Below are 13,568 nucleotides of genomic sequence, written 5' to 3'. Positions count from 1 at the left end.
CGGGATCCGGAGGTTCGAGCTGTTGCACGGTGACGAGAACGACGCCCACGAGCAGACCCGCTCTGAGCGGCGAGCGACCGAGACCCGTCGAGGCCGCACCCGCCGACCCGCAGCCGCCGGGCCCACCGTGCGCATCCCGCGTGTCGCCGCCGCCGTGCGCAGCATCCCTGCGGCGTCGCGCGCGACGCGGCGCAACGGCCCCCTCCGCGTGTTCGCCACGGTGCTCGTCGTGCCGGCGATCTTCGGAACGGTCGCGCTGCCGGCGTACGCGCTGATGCCGATCAGCGGCGGCTCCGGGGCATCCGGGGCCTTCAGCCTCTCGGTCGCCGAGGCGCAGGACGTCGACGTCTCCGAGCTCGCGAGCGGAGCGTCCGTCTCGAGCGACACGTACTCGATCACGACCAGGGATGAGCTCGAACGGGCGGCGCGTGACGCCGAAGCGGCCGAGCAGGCCGCGTGGGCCGCCGAGCTCGCCTCTCGCGCCGGCTCCGGCAGCTACGCGATCTACACGGTCAAGGCCGAGGGCGACGACTACCCCTGGTGGGACCAGGTGCCCGACGACTACGGCGGCGGGTTGTCGCCGCTCCGCTACTACTACCGTGAGTGCGTCGACTTCGTCGCCTGGCGGCTGAACCGCGATGCCGGCGTGACCGGCGCCCCGTGGAAGTGGACGTGGAGCAACCTCGCGTCGGGCAGCGCCTACGCGTGGGCCGACGCCTGGGCCTCGAAGGGGTGGCCGACCTCGAGCACCCCCGTGGTCGGGGCGGTCGCGTGGTTCCCGTACAACCACGTCGCCTACGTGCAGTCGATCAACGCCGACGGCAGCGTGAACCTCGAGGAGTACAACTGGAACTCCGACCACTCGTATCACCGTCGTACCATTCCCGCGGGTGACGCGCTCTATCTCTACCCGCCCGGCTGATCGCCGGCGCAGCCCCGTTGTCGACACCATGGCGAATCCGCTGGGCTTTCTTGGACGACACCGCCAGTGAACCCGACGTGGGCGTACCGGTAACGTGAGACCTCATTCCACGAACAGGCAGGTGACCGCGATGACGCAGCCCTTGGACGAGGCGCGACTCGAAGAGATCGGGTTCGCCGACGAGCCCGCTCCGACGACCTCGGCGATCGTCATCCTCGGCTACAACTGAGCCGAGGCCCGGGGCACCCGCGCGAGGCACGCCGGCGCCGGAGTGCTGGCGGTCTCAACCACCTCGCGAGGCACGCCGTCCTCGAGCGCGACGACCGCGATCGAGTCGGACGCCTGGTCGGCGACCAGTGCGAAGCGCTCGTCGTGCGTGACGTGCAGATCGCGCGGATGCCGCCCGCCGGTCGTCACCGACGCGACATGCTCGAGCGCACGCGAGTCGGGTTCGTACCGGAGCGCGACGAGCGCATCCGCGTCACGGTCGCCGATGAGCACGGTGCCCGAGCGCGTGAGCCGGATCGCCGAGACGCCCATGCGGCGCGGTTCGACGGTCGCGTCGACCGGCACCCACGCGAGTTCCCGCCCGGCGACGAGGTCGATGACGCTCGCCGTGCGATCGAGCTCGTTGGCGACGATCGCGATGTCGCCCGTGATCACGAGGTGACGTGGGCCGGCGCCGGCGTGCACGGTGATGTCGTCGACGTCCTCGTGCACGAGCGCGGCCGGCAGGTCGTGGAGCCCGAGCACGCGGATCCGATCCGAGCCGAGGTCGGGCACGAGCAGCCGGTCGCGCGAGGCGTCGACGAAGGCCTGATGCGGATGCGGCGACGCCTGACGCTCGTGGTTCGGTCCCGATCCGGCGAACGAGATCGAGAAGACGGCGTCGCTCGGGGCATCCGGAGCCACTGGGTGCGCCGTGAGCCGGCCGCCCGAGTAGTTCGCGGCGAAGAGCCAGGAGCCGGCCTCGTCGAATGCGACGAAGCACGGGTCGCCGGAACGCGTCTCGCCCGACGAGCCCAGCGGGGTGAGCGCGTCGCCGTCGAGCGTCCAGGTCGAGACGTGTCCGTCGGGGAGCTCATGCGCGATGCCGAGCACGCGCGTCGCCGCCGAGATCGCGAGGTACATGGGGTTCGGCCCGACGTCGACGGGCTCGCCGAGGATGACCGAGCCGTCGGCTGCGACGTCGAGGGGCCGGATGCCCGGTGCCGGCGATCCGAGAGCGCCCAGCGTCGACGCGCCCACCCAGAATCTCGTGGTCTCCATGGTGGCCATGCTTCCTCACCTCCGGGCGGACACGCGACGCCGAACTCGTGCGCCGGTCGTGCCGTTCATCACGCTATCGCGAGCCGAGAGCGTCATGCGATCAGCCTCTGCAGCGGGTCGGGGAGCGCTGTCGAATCCGCCCGTGCGCGATGTCCGAGGTGCTCAGTAGCGTCAGCTTGTGGGACGCGACCTTCTTGCTGCGCTCTGCGATGAGGGCCTCAGCCAACGGGCGATCGCGGAGCGCTTGGGGGTCTCCCACCCCACGGTGCGCTACTGGCTCAAGCGCCATGGATTGCGAACCAACGGTCGGCCGGCGGCCCGTCTCTGGGATCCGAGCGAATTCACCACGGCGTGCGTCGAGTCCACCTCCGTCGCAGAGGTGCTCGATCGTACGGGAGCTTCGAAGTACTGCGGGAACTACCGTCGGGCGGCCCTCATGGCCAGGGAACTCGGCGTGGTGCTTCCGGTGGCGAGAACGGGGGAATGGCTCGCACGGATCTCGAAACCGATCCTCACCGACGAGCAGGTGCACGCTCGCTTCGCCCGTTCGGCGACCCCGCGCGACAATACGTCCTCGAAACGGTGGATGACGACGCGTCTCGGCGTGCAGCAGGTCTGCGTCATCTGCGGGCTCGGCCCGGAGTGGAACGGGAAGCCGTTGACGCTCGAGCTCGACCACATCGACGGCGACCGTCTCAACAATGAGCTGTCGAATCTCCGACTGCTCTGCCCAATTGCCATGCCCAGACGGAGACGAGCAATCGTAGGAAGTAGACTCTGACGGCGCCCTCGTAACTCAGGGGATAGAGTGCCGACCTCCTAAGTCGGAAGCGCAGGTTCGAATCCTGCCGGGGGCACCGCAGCGGCGCAGGCGCCGCGGGCAGGAGAGCGCGATGAGCACGTCACCCGCACCCGCCGGCCGCCCGTCCAGGACGATGGGGGTGCTGAGCGCGGTCTTCGGCGCCGTCGCGCTCGCGGCGTTCGGCTGGCTCTGGGCGCTCTCGGCAACGCCCCTGGATCCGCCGAACTGGGTGCGCATCCTCGGCATCGTGCTGCTTCCCATCGGGATCATCGGCGCCGTGTTCACCGGTATCGCGGGACTCCGCGGCGAGGGTCGCGGCTGGGCGATCGCAGGCCTCGTGCTCGTCGTCGTCACGGTCGTGGCGTTCATCGTGCTGATCACCGCCTTCGGCTGACTCCAGCGGCTCATCGACCGGCGAGCATTCGCGAGGCGACGACCGCGCCGGTGGAGAGGGCCGCGAGCCCGGCCGCGGCGAACGCGGCCGCCGCGAGCCCTGCGCTCGCTTCGAGCGCACCGCCGAGCGTCGCCCCGATCGCGATGCCCGCGTTGAAGAAGACGACCATGAGGGCGCTCGCCATCGCGCGTAGGGCGGGCGACGCGACGCCGAGAAGGCGTGACTGCAGCATCGCCGGCAGGCCGCCGATCGCGAGGCCCCAGACCGCCACGCCCGCCACGACGGCCGCGGCGCTGTGCGGCGCGAGCCCGAGCGCGGCCAGGGCCGCGGTGAACAGGGCGGACATGACCACGAGCGAGGCCACTGGCCATCGGTCGGCCGTGAGCGCCGCGATCACGAGGCCGGCGATGCCGGCGGCGCCGAAGACGAGGAGGATCGGGCTGATCGACGAAGGGGCCAGGCCCGCGACATCCGTCAGGTAGGGCGCGATGTAGGTGAAGAGCGTGAAGCTCGCCGCGGCGGTGAGCAGGCAGGCGACCGCGGCAGCGAGCACCGCGCGCACCGAGCGGTCGTGCCGGCGCTCACCACGGGGAGCGGGTCGTGCGCCCGGCGATCTCGGGAGCCGTCGATGGATCACGACGGCGACGGCGGCGAGCACCGCGGCGAGGCCGCCGAACACGAGCCGCCAGTCCGCGACCTGGCCCATGAGCGTGCCGAGCGGAATGCCCACGACCGTCGCCCCTGAGGCGCCGGCGCTCACCACGGCGACCGTGCGCCCGGCGATGCGCGGTTCGACGAGCGAGGTCGCGTAGACCATGACGATCGACCAGAAGGCGCCGTGGGCGACGGCGCCGACGACGCGTGCCCCGAGCGCCACCTCGAAGGTCGGGGCGAGTGCGGTGACGAGGTTCGCAGCCGCCATCACGGCCAGCGCAGCGACGATGAACGTGCGCCGGTCGACGGCCGCGGCGAGGCGCACCACCGGCAGGCTGGAGACGATGATGGCGGCCGACCAAGCCGACACCAGCAGCCCGACCTGCGCCGCGGGGATCTCGAACCCGGAGCTCAGGGCGGGGAGGAGTCCCGCCGGGATCATCTCCACCGTGACGGTCGCGAACACCGCGAACGCGAGCACGATGAGCGCTGGCCATGGGGTGCGGACCGCCACGGGGGCGAAGGATGTACCGGTTGTCGTTGACATATTGCGAGGCTAAACTTTCACATCTATGTGAAGGTCAAGTCGGGGAGGCTGTATGCGCATCGGCGAGCTGTCACGTCGTACCGGGGTGCCCACCCGCATGTTGCGCTACTACGAGGAACAGGGTCTCCTGGCCTCCGACCGCCGGCCCAACGGCTACCGCGACTATCCCGAATCCGTCGTCGCCGACGTCGAGCAGGTGCGCGGACTCATCTCCTCGGGGCTGCCGACGCGGCTCATCCGGCTGCTGCTCGGCATGGAGGGTGTCGAGGGCGAGGAGCTGGCCCGCACCTGCTCACGGAACGTGGCCGAGAGCCTCGCCGCGGAACTCGAGGTGCTGGAGGGCAAGATCGGATGCCTCACCCGCAGCCGAGACACCGTGCGCGAGTTCCTCGCCCGCTCCCGTCACGCGGAGGTGCTCGGCGACGCGCAGGTCGTGCTCGCGGGTCAGCCCGCGGCTTCCTCGTCGTAGACCGACGCCGCTTCGGGCGGTTCGGGCAGGACCACGAGGCCGGTCGTCGAACCAGCCGCGAGCGCGAGCTCCTCGAGCCAGGTGCGGTTGAGGCGCGGCCGTCGATTGCCGTGGAAGATGAACTCGAGCGGCGTGTAGGGGCTGATCCAGACCGTGACCGTGCGCACGTCATCGCTCCACGTGAATGGGAAGCTCTCCTGCCGACGGAGCTTGTTGACCACGATCACCTGCAGGTGAGCGAGCGTGCGATCGTCGAATTCCGCCGCGCGGTCGTGGTCGTAGACCAGTGTTCCCATGCCGTGCCGTTCCGTTCCACTGCGCCCGGCGGGATTCCGCAGGGGTGCGGGCCGGGTCGAGTCATCTTCACCGCGGGAACGGATTTGCGGGAGGGTCTTGACTTCGGAGGGTTCGATCTGGGTGAAGATACGCCGGAGCGGCTCAGGCGTCGCTGAGGTACCGGAGCACGGCGAGCACGCGGCGATGGGCGTGCGCGTCGACGGAGAGCCCGAGTGCGTCGTAGATATGGGACGTGTGCTGCACCACGGCCTTCTCGCTGAGGAACAGCTGCGCCGCGATGCGGGCGTTGCTGCGGCCCTCGGCCATGAGCGCGAGGACCTCCTGCTGCCTCGGGGTGAGGCTGCCGACGGTCGAGTCGGCGCGCTTGGCGCGTGCAACCATGACGGCCACGACGTCGGGATCGAGCGCGGTGCCGCCGGCGGCGACGGTACGGAGGTCGTCGAGGAACGTGTCGACGTCGGCGATGCGCTGCTTCAGCAGGTAACCGACCCGACCGGTCTGCGCGTTCAGCAGCTCCTTGGCGTAGCGGCGCTGCACGTGCTGCGAGAGCACGACGACCGCCGTGTCGGGATACTGTGCTCGGATCCGCAGGGCGGCCATCAGCCCTTCGTCGGTGTGCGTGGGTGGCATCCGGATGTCGGTGACGACGAGCTCGGGCCGGTGCTGCGCGACCGCATCCTCGAGCACGACGGCGTCTCCGGCGACCGCCGCCACCTCGAACCCGCCCTGCGCGAGCACGAGCTGAAGGCCGTGGCGCAGCAGGGTCTCGTCTTCGGCGATGACTACACGCACGGCAGCTCCACGGTGATCCTCGTGCCCTCTCCGGACTGACTGGTGATGTCGATGGTGCCGCCGAGCACGTCCACCCGCTCGATGAGGCCCCGGAGCCCCGAGCCGCCGCTGATGGATGCGCCGCCCACACCGTCGTCGCGCACCTCCACGCGCAACCGGCGGTCGGACTTCGACAGGCGCACCCATGCGGCGTCGGCCCGGGCGTGCTTCACGGTGTTCGCGAGCGCCTCGGCCACGACGAAGTAGGCGGTGCGTTCGACGGCCCGCGGACACCCGGCGTCGCCGGTGCCGGGCTCGAGCGTGGTCGGGATGGGCATGCGGTCGACGAGGTCCTCCACGGCCGCGGCGAGCCCCTGCTCGATGAGCGCGGCCGGCATGACCTCGTGCACCAGGCGGCGCAGGTCGGCGGCGGCGGCGTCGATGCCCATGCGGAGCCGGGTGGCTCGCTCGCCGATCACCGCGGCCGGATCGGGCGCATTGGCGAGCTGCTGGGCCTCGATGCCCAGCAGCACGAGCTGGGCCTGCAGTCCGTCGTGCAGGTCCTGGGCGATACGCCGCCGCTCGAGGTCGGCGGCATCCACCAGCCGCTCGCGTGAGCGCTGCAGCGCGAGGCGGCTCGCGCGGAGCTCCGCGGTCAATCGCTCGCGGTCGACGGCGATGGCCACGATCCGCCCCGCGGTGCGCACGAGCTCGGCGTCGGCGATGAGCTCGGCGTTGTAGGTGATGGCGCCCACGAGGCGTTCATCGAGGCGGATCTCGACGGTGCGGCGGCCTCGATCGGGCATGGCGGGCGAGACGGGCACGCCGTGTTCGTCGACGAACGACTGGCGCATCGGCACCCAGAACGTGAGCTGCAGCGACGGATCGCCGAGTGCGGTCGCGAGGGCGCTGGCGAGGGTGGGACGGGCACGATCGGAGGCTCCGAGCCACGCGCCGAGCTCCTCGAGCTCGCCGGTCTTCGCGAACCCGCCGCGCAGCACGCCGGCGGCGAAGGCGATCGGGATGCCGGCGAGCAGCGCCAGCTGCATGATCCCGGTGATGAGGCCGGGGACGCCGAGGCCCCGACCGAGCACGTTGGGGACGAGCACGAGCGCGATCACCGCGAAGGCGCCGTAGCCGTACAGCCGCAGTAGCGCCCCGCGATGCGACCGGTCGGCCGTGGCGAGGCGGCGCACGAGCAGGGCGGCGGTCGAGATCATCACCGCGGCGCCCAGGACCTGCTGGAGGAGCGCCGCCGCCGCCGCGAGGTCGGGGCGATCGGCGATGGCGAGTCCGGCCTCGGCCGACTGCGCCGGGTCGAACAGGTACGAGGGCGCTTCCAGCACGAGCGAGGTGACGTAGGCGACCCCGACGGTGACGATGGAGGCGCGGCCGCGAAGCCGCCCCGACGGGAATGCGTGCAGCAGGTGCACGGTCGTGGCGAGGGCGAGGGTGCTCGTGACGAGGCCGACGGCCACGAGCACGGGGATCTCGGTGTTCGCGAGCCCCGCGAGGTACACGGCGAGCCCGGCGAAGACGATGAGGCCGCCCATCCGGTTGCTGGGCCGCCGGTACCACGCGAGGAGGCCGGCCGAGAGGTAGACGAGGAAGGCGATCGGGAACCCGGCGAGGAGCAGCCCGGCCGGGCCGTCGAGCGGCAGGAGCATGAGCTCCACCGCGGCCAGCACGACCCCGATCGCGAGCAGCGCGGCAAGGGACCTGCCCAGGGAACGGGACAGGCTCGACCGCATCACCGGGCTCGACATGGACGTCAAGCGTAACTTGCGCACGCGGGGCGCCGGCGCGGTGAGCAGCATGGGACTCGAGCGCTACGCCTTCGGGAGCGGGGTGAACGCGTGGCCGAGCGCCGTCGAGACGGCGGCGAAGATCCGCACCGCCGGGTCCATGCACGGTTCGGTTCGCGGGTCGTCGGCCAGGGTCTTCGACTCGGTGCAGTCGCCCGACGGGATGTCGCTGTTGGCGAGCACGACCACCGTCGTGTCGTTCGCCGTGTCGTAGTAGAGCGCGGTGTTGAAGCCGGGGAGTTCGCCCGTGTGCCCGAACCAGCCGTCGAGGCATCCGCCGCCGAGGCCGTAGCCGCCCGCCGGAGCCATGGAGGTGAGCCGCTCGACCTGCGCCTGCTCGCCGAGGAGGCCCTGGCCGGTGCCGAGCGCGCGGCCGTACACGAGGAGGTCTGCCGCCGTGGAGGTCATCTGACCGGCCGTCCACGCCCATGTCGGGTTCCAGTCGGTCGCGTCGACGGGGTCGGTCGAGTCGTCGGGAGTGCCCTGCAGCGTGAAGCCGCGCGAGCTCGGGGCGGGCAACGCCACCTGGTCGGCGGTCGGCATCGCGGTGCCCTCGAGGCCGAGCGGCTCGACGACCTGCTCGCGCAGCGCCTCGGCGAACGTCGTGCGCGTCACGATCTCGATCACGCGGCCGAGCATCACGAGGTTGGTGTTCGAGTAGTCGAACTTCGCGCCCGGCTCGAACCGGGGGCTCAGCGCGACGCCGGTGGCGATCAGCTCATCGGGTGTCCACACGCGGTTCGGATCCGCGAAGAGGGCCCGCTGGAAGTCCTCGTCGAGCGAGTAGCTCGCGACCCCGCTCGTCATGTCGGCGAGCATCCGCAGCGTGATGAGATCGCCGTTCGGGACGTCGTCGAGGTACTTCTCGATCGGGTCGTCGAGCGAGAGCGCGCCCGCCTCGGCGAGCTGCAGCAGCACGGTGACCGTGAAGGTCTTGGTGACGGAACCGATCCGGTGGTGCACGTCGACCGTCATCGGCGTCCCCGCGTCGGGATCCGCGTTGCCGTACGCGGCGGTCCACGTACCCTCGGGCGTCTGCACCGCGACGACGGCGCCGGGAGCGGCCGCCATCTCGAACCCCTCTGCGGCGGCGTCATCGAGCTTCGTCACGAGGGAGCCGGTGAGCGCGTCGGTCGCCGTGGCCGAGAGCGGCGCGGTCGCGACGGCCTCGGGATCGGCGACGCAGGTGGCCTCGGCGGGAGCCGCGCTCGTCGTGGGCTCGACGGTCGTCGCCGGCTCGGCCGTGCAGCCGCCGAGCAGCAGGGTGAGCGCGGCGGCGATCGCCACGCCCGCGGTGATTCGTTCGACACGCACCGGGGACTCCGTTCCTGGGCGCACGACAACGCCCACCCCAGCGTGCCCGCCGGCCGTTCAGGCCGCTATAGACCTGGGTCCACTCCTCCGTCGCGCCGGCCACGGCAGGAGGGAGCGTGCGGATGCCCCGAGCCCGGGGCATCCGCACGCCGCTCAATCCCAGTCGACGGCGTGCATCCACCCGGCGATGTAGGCGCGCTCGTTCGGGCCGAGCCGCACGCCCACGCGGGGCACGGGGGAGTCGTCCTGTTCGCAGAGTTCGAAGATGCGCCGCACCACGATGGCCCGGAGCGGGGCATCGAGGTTCTCGAGCACCTCCCGCTGCAGCGGGCGCTCGAGCATCGGCCACCAGATGCCGATGGGCGGGAGGCCGTGGCGGTGGCGGGGCCGGTCGTCGTGAGCCGGTTCGATGAGCGAGGTCATTGCACCGGCTCCTCTCGGGTCTCGCCCGTCTCGGGGTCGCGGACGACCACGTGCTCGTGGGGGTCGGCGTCCTGCTCGGCCTGCTGGTGCTGCTCGGCGGCGTCGACCGCTTCATCGAGTTCGTTCGCCGCGTTCGGATCGGTGGGCTTCGGATCGGTCATCGGTGCACTCCTCGGTTCACGGCCGCACGCGAGAGCGCGAGATCGGCCCATCAAGCACCGTAGGCGGCCGTCGCGTCAAGCGGCAGGGGATTGACCGCCCGGGGGCCGGATGCTACCCCGGCCCGGTATGGGCGTGAATCTGCTCGAACTTCAGGCGAGCACGTCGGCGAGGTCGTACGCGACCGGCGTGTCGAGCTGGGCGAAGGTGCACGAGCGCGGTTCGCGGTCGGGACGCCACCGCTCGAACTGCACGGTGTGCCGGAACCGCAGGCCCTCGAGCTGGTCGTACCGCACCTCCATGACGAGCTCAGGCCGCAGTCGCACGAACGAGACGTCATTGCTCGAGGCGAAGCGGCTGCGGTCGGTCTCGCCGCTGAGCGCCGCGCCGGTCTCGTCGCGCTCGACGAACGGTGCGAGCTCCTCGATGAGCTCCTGGCGCCGCGCGTCGCTGAACGCCGAGACCCCGCCCACGTTCCGCAGCTCGCCGCCATCGTCGTAGAGGCCCAGGAGGATCGAGCCGACGCCGCGCCCCGACGTGTGCACGCGGTAGCCGATGGCGACGACGTCAGCGGTGCGTCGGTGCTTGGCCTTCAGCATCACCCGCTTGCCCGGTGAGTACGGCGCGGCCAGCGGCTTCGCCACGACTCCGTCGAGCCCGGCGCCCTCGAACTCCGTGAACCAGCGCCGGGCGAGGTCGACATCGTCCGTGATGCGGGTGAGGTGGATTGGATGCCCGAGCCCCTCGACGAGGCGCTCGAGCGCGTCGCGTCGGACCGAGAACGGCTCGTCGACGAACGACCGGCCGCCGAGCTCGAGCAGGTCGAACGCGACGAACATCGCGGGCGTCTCGCGGGCGAGGCGATCGACGCGGCTCGCCGCGGGGTGGATGCGCTGGCTGAGCGCCTCCCAGTCGAGCTTCGCGCCGCCGGATGCCTCGGTGCTCACGACGATCTCGCCGTCGAGCACGCACGGCTCGGGCAGGAGCCGAGCGAAGGCCTCGACGAGCTCGGGGAAGTACCGGGTGAGCGGCTTCGAGCCGCGGCTGCCGATCTCGACGTCGTCGCCGTCGTACGCGACGATGCCGCGGAAGCCGTCCCACTTCGGCTCGTAGACGAGCCCGCCGGCCACCGAGTCGGGGTCGGGCACGGTGGGCACGGCCTTGGCGAGCATGGGAGCGACGGTGGATGCTGGCGCCATGCGACCACGATAGGCCCCGGATGCCGCGTGCGGCGAGGCATCCGCTCGATGCGTGCCGGGGCTACAGCACGGTGCGAAGCCCCGCCGACAGGGCGGTGTGGTGCTCGAAGACCAGGTTCGTCTCGGTGAGCGCGACGGCCGGGTTCGCCGAGAGGTTCTTCAGCACGAACTGCCGTACGTGGTCGCTGTCACGCACGCGCACGTGGATGAGGAAGTCCTCGGAGCCGCCGAGGAAGAAGAGCTGCGCGACCTCGGGCTGCATGCGCAGCTCGTCGGAGATCTGCTCCATGAGGTGGCGGGCACCAGGCCGGATGCGTACGCTCACGAGCGCCTGCAGCGTGAACCCGAGGGCGAGCGGGTTGATCTCCGCGGTGTAGCGCGTGATGACGCCGCGCTCCCGCAGCGAGCGCACGCGCGCGAGGCACGTCGACGGCGAGACTCCCACGGCTCGCGCGAGGTCGACGTTGGGGATGCGTGCGTTGTCGTGCAGGTGGGCGATGATCTGCCGGTCGACGGCGTCGAGCGCCATCCGGCTCGTCGGCGCGGATGCCTCGCTGATCTGCGGCAGATCGCCCATAGCGGACCTCTCTATCGAATGAATGCGATGAACTTCGGTAGCCTACCGAATTCTATGCGGTAGTGCTATGCGTCGGACGAATAACCAGCGACCATGGAATCAACCATCCACACACCATTCGGAGTCCACCATGCGCATCGGCGTGCCTGCAGAGATCAAGAACAACGAATTCCGCGTCGCGATGACGCCCGCGGGCGTGCACGCACTCACGCAGCGCGGCCACCACGTCGCGATCCAGGCGGGCTCCGGGCTCGGCGCGGGCTACCTCGACGCGGAGTACGCGACGGCCGGCGCCGAGATCGTCGAGACCGCGGCCGAGGCGTGGGCTGCCGAGCTCGTCATGAAGGTCAAGGAGCCCATCGCGAGCGAGTACGGCTTCCTCCGCGAGGACCTCACGCTCTTCACCTACCTGCACCTCGCGGCGGACCTGCCGCTGACCCGCGCCCTGCTCGACTCGGGCGCCACCGCCATCGCCTACGAGACGGTGCAACTGCCCGACCGCTCGCTGCCGCTCCTCACCCCGATGAGCGAGGTCGCCGGCCGGCTCGCCCCGCAGGTCGGCGCCGCCGAGCTGCACGCGTCGAAGGGCGGCCGCGGCGTGCTGCTCGCCGGCGTGCCCGGCACGAGCCCCGCGAAGGTCGTCGTCATCGGCGGCGGCGTGGCCGGCGAGCAGGCGGCCGCCACGGCGATGGGCCTGGGCGCCGACGTCACCGTGATGGACATCTCGCTCGCGAAGCTGCGCGAGATCGACGCGCGCTACGACCACCGCATCAAGACGCTCGCCTCGTCGCCCTACGAGATCGCACGACAGCTGCGCGACGCCGACCTCGTGGTCGGGGCCGTGCTCGTGCCGGGCGCCGCCGCGCCGAAGGTCGTCACCGACGAGATGGTGTCCACGATGAAGCCGGGCGCCGTGCTCGTCGACATCGCGATCGACCAGGGCGGATGCTTCGAGGGCTCGCGGCCCACGACGCACGCCGAGCCGACGTTCCGGGTGCACGACGCGATCTACTACTGCGTCGCCAACATGCCGGGCGCGGTGCCCGCGACCTCGACGCCCGCGCTCACGAACGCGACGCTCCCGTACGCGCTGAAGATCGCCGACCTCGGCTGGGAGCAGGCGCTCGCCGCCGACCCCGCGCTCGCGCTCGGCCTGAACGTCACGGCCGGCCGGCTCGTCAACGAGGGCGTCGCGCGCGCTCACGGCATGGAGCTGCAGGCGGCGGGCTGACGCCCGCGCTGAGGCGTTCCCGCTCCGACGCCGACGGCCCGGGTCTCGCAGGAGGCCCGGGCCGTCGGCGATTCCCGTCTCCGGGCGCCTGGGTTCAGGAGAGCGTGAGGAAGAGCTTCTCGAGCTCCTCGACCGTCATCCGGTTGTCGGAGTCGTCGCCGGGGCCGGGTTCGGTGAGGCACTCCCGCATCGCGTTCGAGATGATCGCGAAGCCGGCCTTGTCGAGGGCGCTCGACACGGCGGAGAGCTGTGTCACGACGCTGCGGCAGTCGCCGCCCGACTCGACGGCGTCGATGACGGCGTTGAGCTGGCCGCGAGCCCGCTTCAAGCGGTTGAGGATGCGGCGCTGGGCGTCGTCGGTCGGCGCGGGGTTGGTGGTCTCGATGATGGTCATGCTGCGCTCCCGAGGGTTGTCGGCAGTCCATCGGCGTACCAGCGCGAGATGCCGCCGTCGATGTTCACGGCGTCGAAGCCCTCGGCCCGGAGGAACTGGGTCGCTCGGGCGCTGCGGCCGCCGGCGTGGCACATCACGTACACGGTGCGATCGCGGGGAACCTCGCCGATGCGCGCGGGCAGCGTCGCAAGCGGGATGTGGTGGGTACCCGGCACGCTCGCCTGCGCGACCTCGTCGGGCTCGCGCACGTCGATGATGTAGGCGTCGTCGATGGCGTGGGCTTCGGTGGGGGCGATGGACTGCATACCGCAAGGGTATCAACATACCCCCGGGGTATCAAT

At 71.2% G+C, this 13,568-nt stretch carries 17 protein-coding genes and 1 tRNA gene; 6 read left to right on the top strand and 12 right to left on the bottom strand.

From position 1 onward, the window contains the following. Positions 1-22: 22 nt before the first annotated feature. A complete protein-coding gene (locus tag ACVFI9_RS14660) occupies positions 23-922 on the top strand; it encodes a CHAP domain-containing protein (protein WP_474762941.1) in 900 nt (299 codons plus the stop codon). A 219-nt stretch (positions 923-1,141) separates the two neighbouring features. Here the strand turns inward: ACVFI9_RS14660 and ACVFI9_RS14655 are convergent, their stop codons facing one another. Beyond that, complete coding sequence (locus ACVFI9_RS14655; RefSeq protein ID WP_474762940.1) at positions 1,142-2,191, bottom strand: lactonase family protein; 1,050 nt, start codon at positions 2,189-2,191, stop codon at positions 1,142-1,144. 178 nt (positions 2,192-2,369) lie between these two features. On the opposite strand from ACVFI9_RS14655, the gene ACVFI9_RS14650 reads away from it, so the two are divergent. The 3 genes from ACVFI9_RS14650 (at position 2,370) to ACVFI9_RS14640 (ending at position 3,387) form a co-directional block, all read left to right on the top strand. Beyond that, complete coding sequence (locus ACVFI9_RS14650; protein ID WP_474762939.1) at positions 2,370-2,972, top strand: helix-turn-helix domain-containing protein; 603 nt, start codon at positions 2,370-2,372, stop codon at positions 2,970-2,972. 4 nt (positions 2,973-2,976) lie between these two features. Beyond that, a tRNA-Arg gene (locus ACVFI9_RS14645) sits at positions 2,977-3,048 on the top strand. Between the two features lie 36 nt (positions 3,049-3,084). Further along, complete coding sequence (locus ACVFI9_RS14640) at positions 3,085-3,387, top strand: hypothetical protein (RefSeq protein WP_474762938.1); 303 nt, start codon at positions 3,085-3,087, stop codon at positions 3,385-3,387. Between the two features lie 10 nt (positions 3,388-3,397). On the opposite strand, the gene ACVFI9_RS14635 is transcribed toward ACVFI9_RS14640, so the two are convergent. Next, positions 3,398-4,555 (bottom strand): MFS transporter, encoded by a 1,158-nt coding sequence (locus ACVFI9_RS14635; RefSeq protein WP_474762937.1) that lies wholly within the window; start codon positions 4,553-4,555, stop codon positions 3,398-3,400. 85 nt (positions 4,556-4,640) lie between these two features. On the opposite strand from ACVFI9_RS14635, the gene ACVFI9_RS14630 reads away from it, so the two are divergent. After that, a complete protein-coding gene (locus ACVFI9_RS14630; RefSeq protein ID WP_474762936.1) occupies positions 4,641-5,057 on the top strand; it encodes a MerR family DNA-binding transcriptional regulator in 417 nt (138 codons plus the stop codon). Here the strand turns inward: ACVFI9_RS14630 and ACVFI9_RS14625 are convergent. The 8 genes from ACVFI9_RS14625 to ACVFI9_RS14590 all read right to left on the bottom strand — a co-directional run bounded on the left by ACVFI9_RS14625 (position 5,033) and on the right by ACVFI9_RS14590 (position 11,602). Beyond that, the gene (locus tag ACVFI9_RS14625) at positions 5,033-5,353 is read right to left on the bottom strand and encodes a DUF7882 family protein (RefSeq protein WP_474762935.1); all 321 of its coding nucleotides are present in this window, start codon (positions 5,351-5,353) and stop codon (positions 5,033-5,035) included. The two genes, ACVFI9_RS14630 and ACVFI9_RS14625, sit on opposite strands and share 25 nt — an antisense overlap. A gap of 142 nt (positions 5,354-5,495) precedes the next feature. Then, positions 5,496-6,146 carry a response regulator gene (locus ACVFI9_RS14620; RefSeq protein WP_474762934.1) on the bottom strand — a complete coding sequence of 217 codons (651 nt, stop codon included), beginning with the start codon at positions 6,144-6,146 and terminating at the stop codon, positions 5,496-5,498. Next, the gene (locus ACVFI9_RS14615; RefSeq protein WP_474762933.1) at positions 6,137-7,891 is read right to left on the bottom strand and encodes a sensor histidine kinase; all 1,755 of its coding nucleotides are present in this window, start codon (positions 7,889-7,891) and stop codon (positions 6,137-6,139) included. Before ACVFI9_RS14615 ends, ACVFI9_RS14620 begins: the two co-directional genes overlap by 10 nt. A gap of 63 nt (positions 7,892-7,954) precedes the next feature. Beyond that, positions 7,955-9,244: a serine hydrolase domain-containing protein gene (locus tag ACVFI9_RS14610; protein WP_474762932.1), complete on the bottom strand. Its 1,290-nt coding sequence runs from the start codon at positions 9,242-9,244 to the stop codon at positions 7,955-7,957. Positions 9,245-9,397: 153 nt separating this feature from the next. Beyond that, positions 9,398-9,667: a hypothetical protein gene (locus tag ACVFI9_RS14605; RefSeq protein WP_474762931.1), complete on the bottom strand. Its 270-nt coding sequence runs from the start codon at positions 9,665-9,667 to the stop codon at positions 9,398-9,400. Next, a complete protein-coding gene (locus ACVFI9_RS14600; protein WP_474762930.1) occupies positions 9,664-9,828 on the bottom strand; it encodes a hypothetical protein in 165 nt (54 codons plus the stop codon). Before ACVFI9_RS14600 ends, ACVFI9_RS14605 begins: the two co-directional genes overlap by 4 nt. Positions 9,829-9,978: 150 nt before the next feature. After that, positions 9,979-11,025, bottom strand: coding sequence for an ATP-dependent DNA ligase (locus ACVFI9_RS14595; RefSeq protein ID WP_474762929.1), 1,047 nt, complete (start codon positions 11,023-11,025; stop codon positions 9,979-9,981). Between the two features lie 61 nt (positions 11,026-11,086). Next, positions 11,087-11,602 carry an Lrp/AsnC family transcriptional regulator gene (locus tag ACVFI9_RS14590; RefSeq protein WP_474762928.1) on the bottom strand — a complete coding sequence of 172 codons (516 nt, stop codon included), beginning with the start codon at positions 11,600-11,602 and terminating at the stop codon, positions 11,087-11,089. 130 nt (positions 11,603-11,732) lie between these two features. Between ACVFI9_RS14590 and ald the strand changes: the two genes are divergently transcribed. Further along, a complete protein-coding gene (gene ald, locus ACVFI9_RS14585; protein ID WP_474762927.1) occupies positions 11,733-12,833 on the top strand; it encodes an alanine dehydrogenase in 1,101 nt (366 codons plus the stop codon). A 94-nt stretch (positions 12,834-12,927) separates the two neighbouring features. Here the strand turns inward: ald and ACVFI9_RS14580 are convergent, their stop codons facing one another. Together ACVFI9_RS14580 and ACVFI9_RS14575 are read right to left on the bottom strand one after the other, a co-directional pair. Next, entirely contained in the window at positions 12,928-13,227 is a 300-nt protein-coding gene (locus ACVFI9_RS14580; protein WP_474762926.1) for a metal-sensitive transcriptional regulator, read from the bottom strand. Next, positions 13,224-13,532, bottom strand: a complete 309-nt coding sequence (locus ACVFI9_RS14575) for a rhodanese-like domain-containing protein (protein ID WP_474762925.1) — start codon at positions 13,530-13,532, stop codon at positions 13,224-13,226. Before ACVFI9_RS14575 ends, ACVFI9_RS14580 begins: the two co-directional genes overlap by 4 nt. Between the last annotated feature and the right edge of the window lie 36 nt (positions 13,533-13,568).

Source organism: Agromyces sp. NSFZ (genome assembly GCF_056156205.1).
Note: the sequence above shows the minus strand (reverse complement) of the source record. Positions and strands in the feature narration are given on the sequence as shown.

Coding starts and splice junctions, on each gene's coding strand:
- ACVFI9_RS14580 (WP_474762926.1), bottom strand. CDS start 13,227: ATGACCATCATCGAGACCACCAACCCCGCGCCGACCGACGACGCCCAG.
- ACVFI9_RS14640 (WP_474762938.1), top strand. CDS start 3,085: ATGAGCACGTCACCCGCACCCGCCGGCCGCCCGTCCAGGACGATGGGG.
- ACVFI9_RS14655 (WP_474762940.1), bottom strand. CDS start 2,191: ATGGAGACCACGAGATTCTGGGTGGGCGCGTCGACGCTGGGCGCTCTC.
- ACVFI9_RS14590 (WP_474762928.1), bottom strand. CDS start 11,602: ATGGGCGATCTGCCGCAGATCAGCGAGGCATCCGCGCCGACGAGCCGG.
- ACVFI9_RS14615 (WP_474762933.1), bottom strand. CDS start 7,891: ATGTCGAGCCCGGTGATGCGGTCGAGCCTGTCCCGTTCCCTGGGCAGG.
- ACVFI9_RS14575 (WP_474762925.1), bottom strand. CDS start 13,532: ATGCAGTCCATCGCCCCCACCGAAGCCCACGCCATCGACGACGCCTAC.
- ACVFI9_RS14595 (WP_474762929.1), bottom strand. CDS start 11,025: ATGGCGCCAGCATCCACCGTCGCTCCCATGCTCGCCAAGGCCGTGCCC.
- ACVFI9_RS14625 (WP_474762935.1), bottom strand. CDS start 5,353: ATGGGAACACTGGTCTACGACCACGACCGCGCGGCGGAATTCGACGAT.
- ACVFI9_RS14630 (WP_474762936.1), top strand. CDS start 4,641: ATGCGCATCGGCGAGCTGTCACGTCGTACCGGGGTGCCCACCCGCATG.
- ACVFI9_RS14600 (WP_474762930.1), bottom strand. CDS start 9,828: ATGACCGATCCGAAGCCCACCGATCCGAACGCGGCGAACGAACTCGAT.
- ald (WP_474762927.1), top strand. CDS start 11,733: ATGCGCATCGGCGTGCCTGCAGAGATCAAGAACAACGAATTCCGCGTC.
- ACVFI9_RS14605 (WP_474762931.1), bottom strand. CDS start 9,667: ATGACCTCGCTCATCGAACCGGCTCACGACGACCGGCCCCGCCACCGC.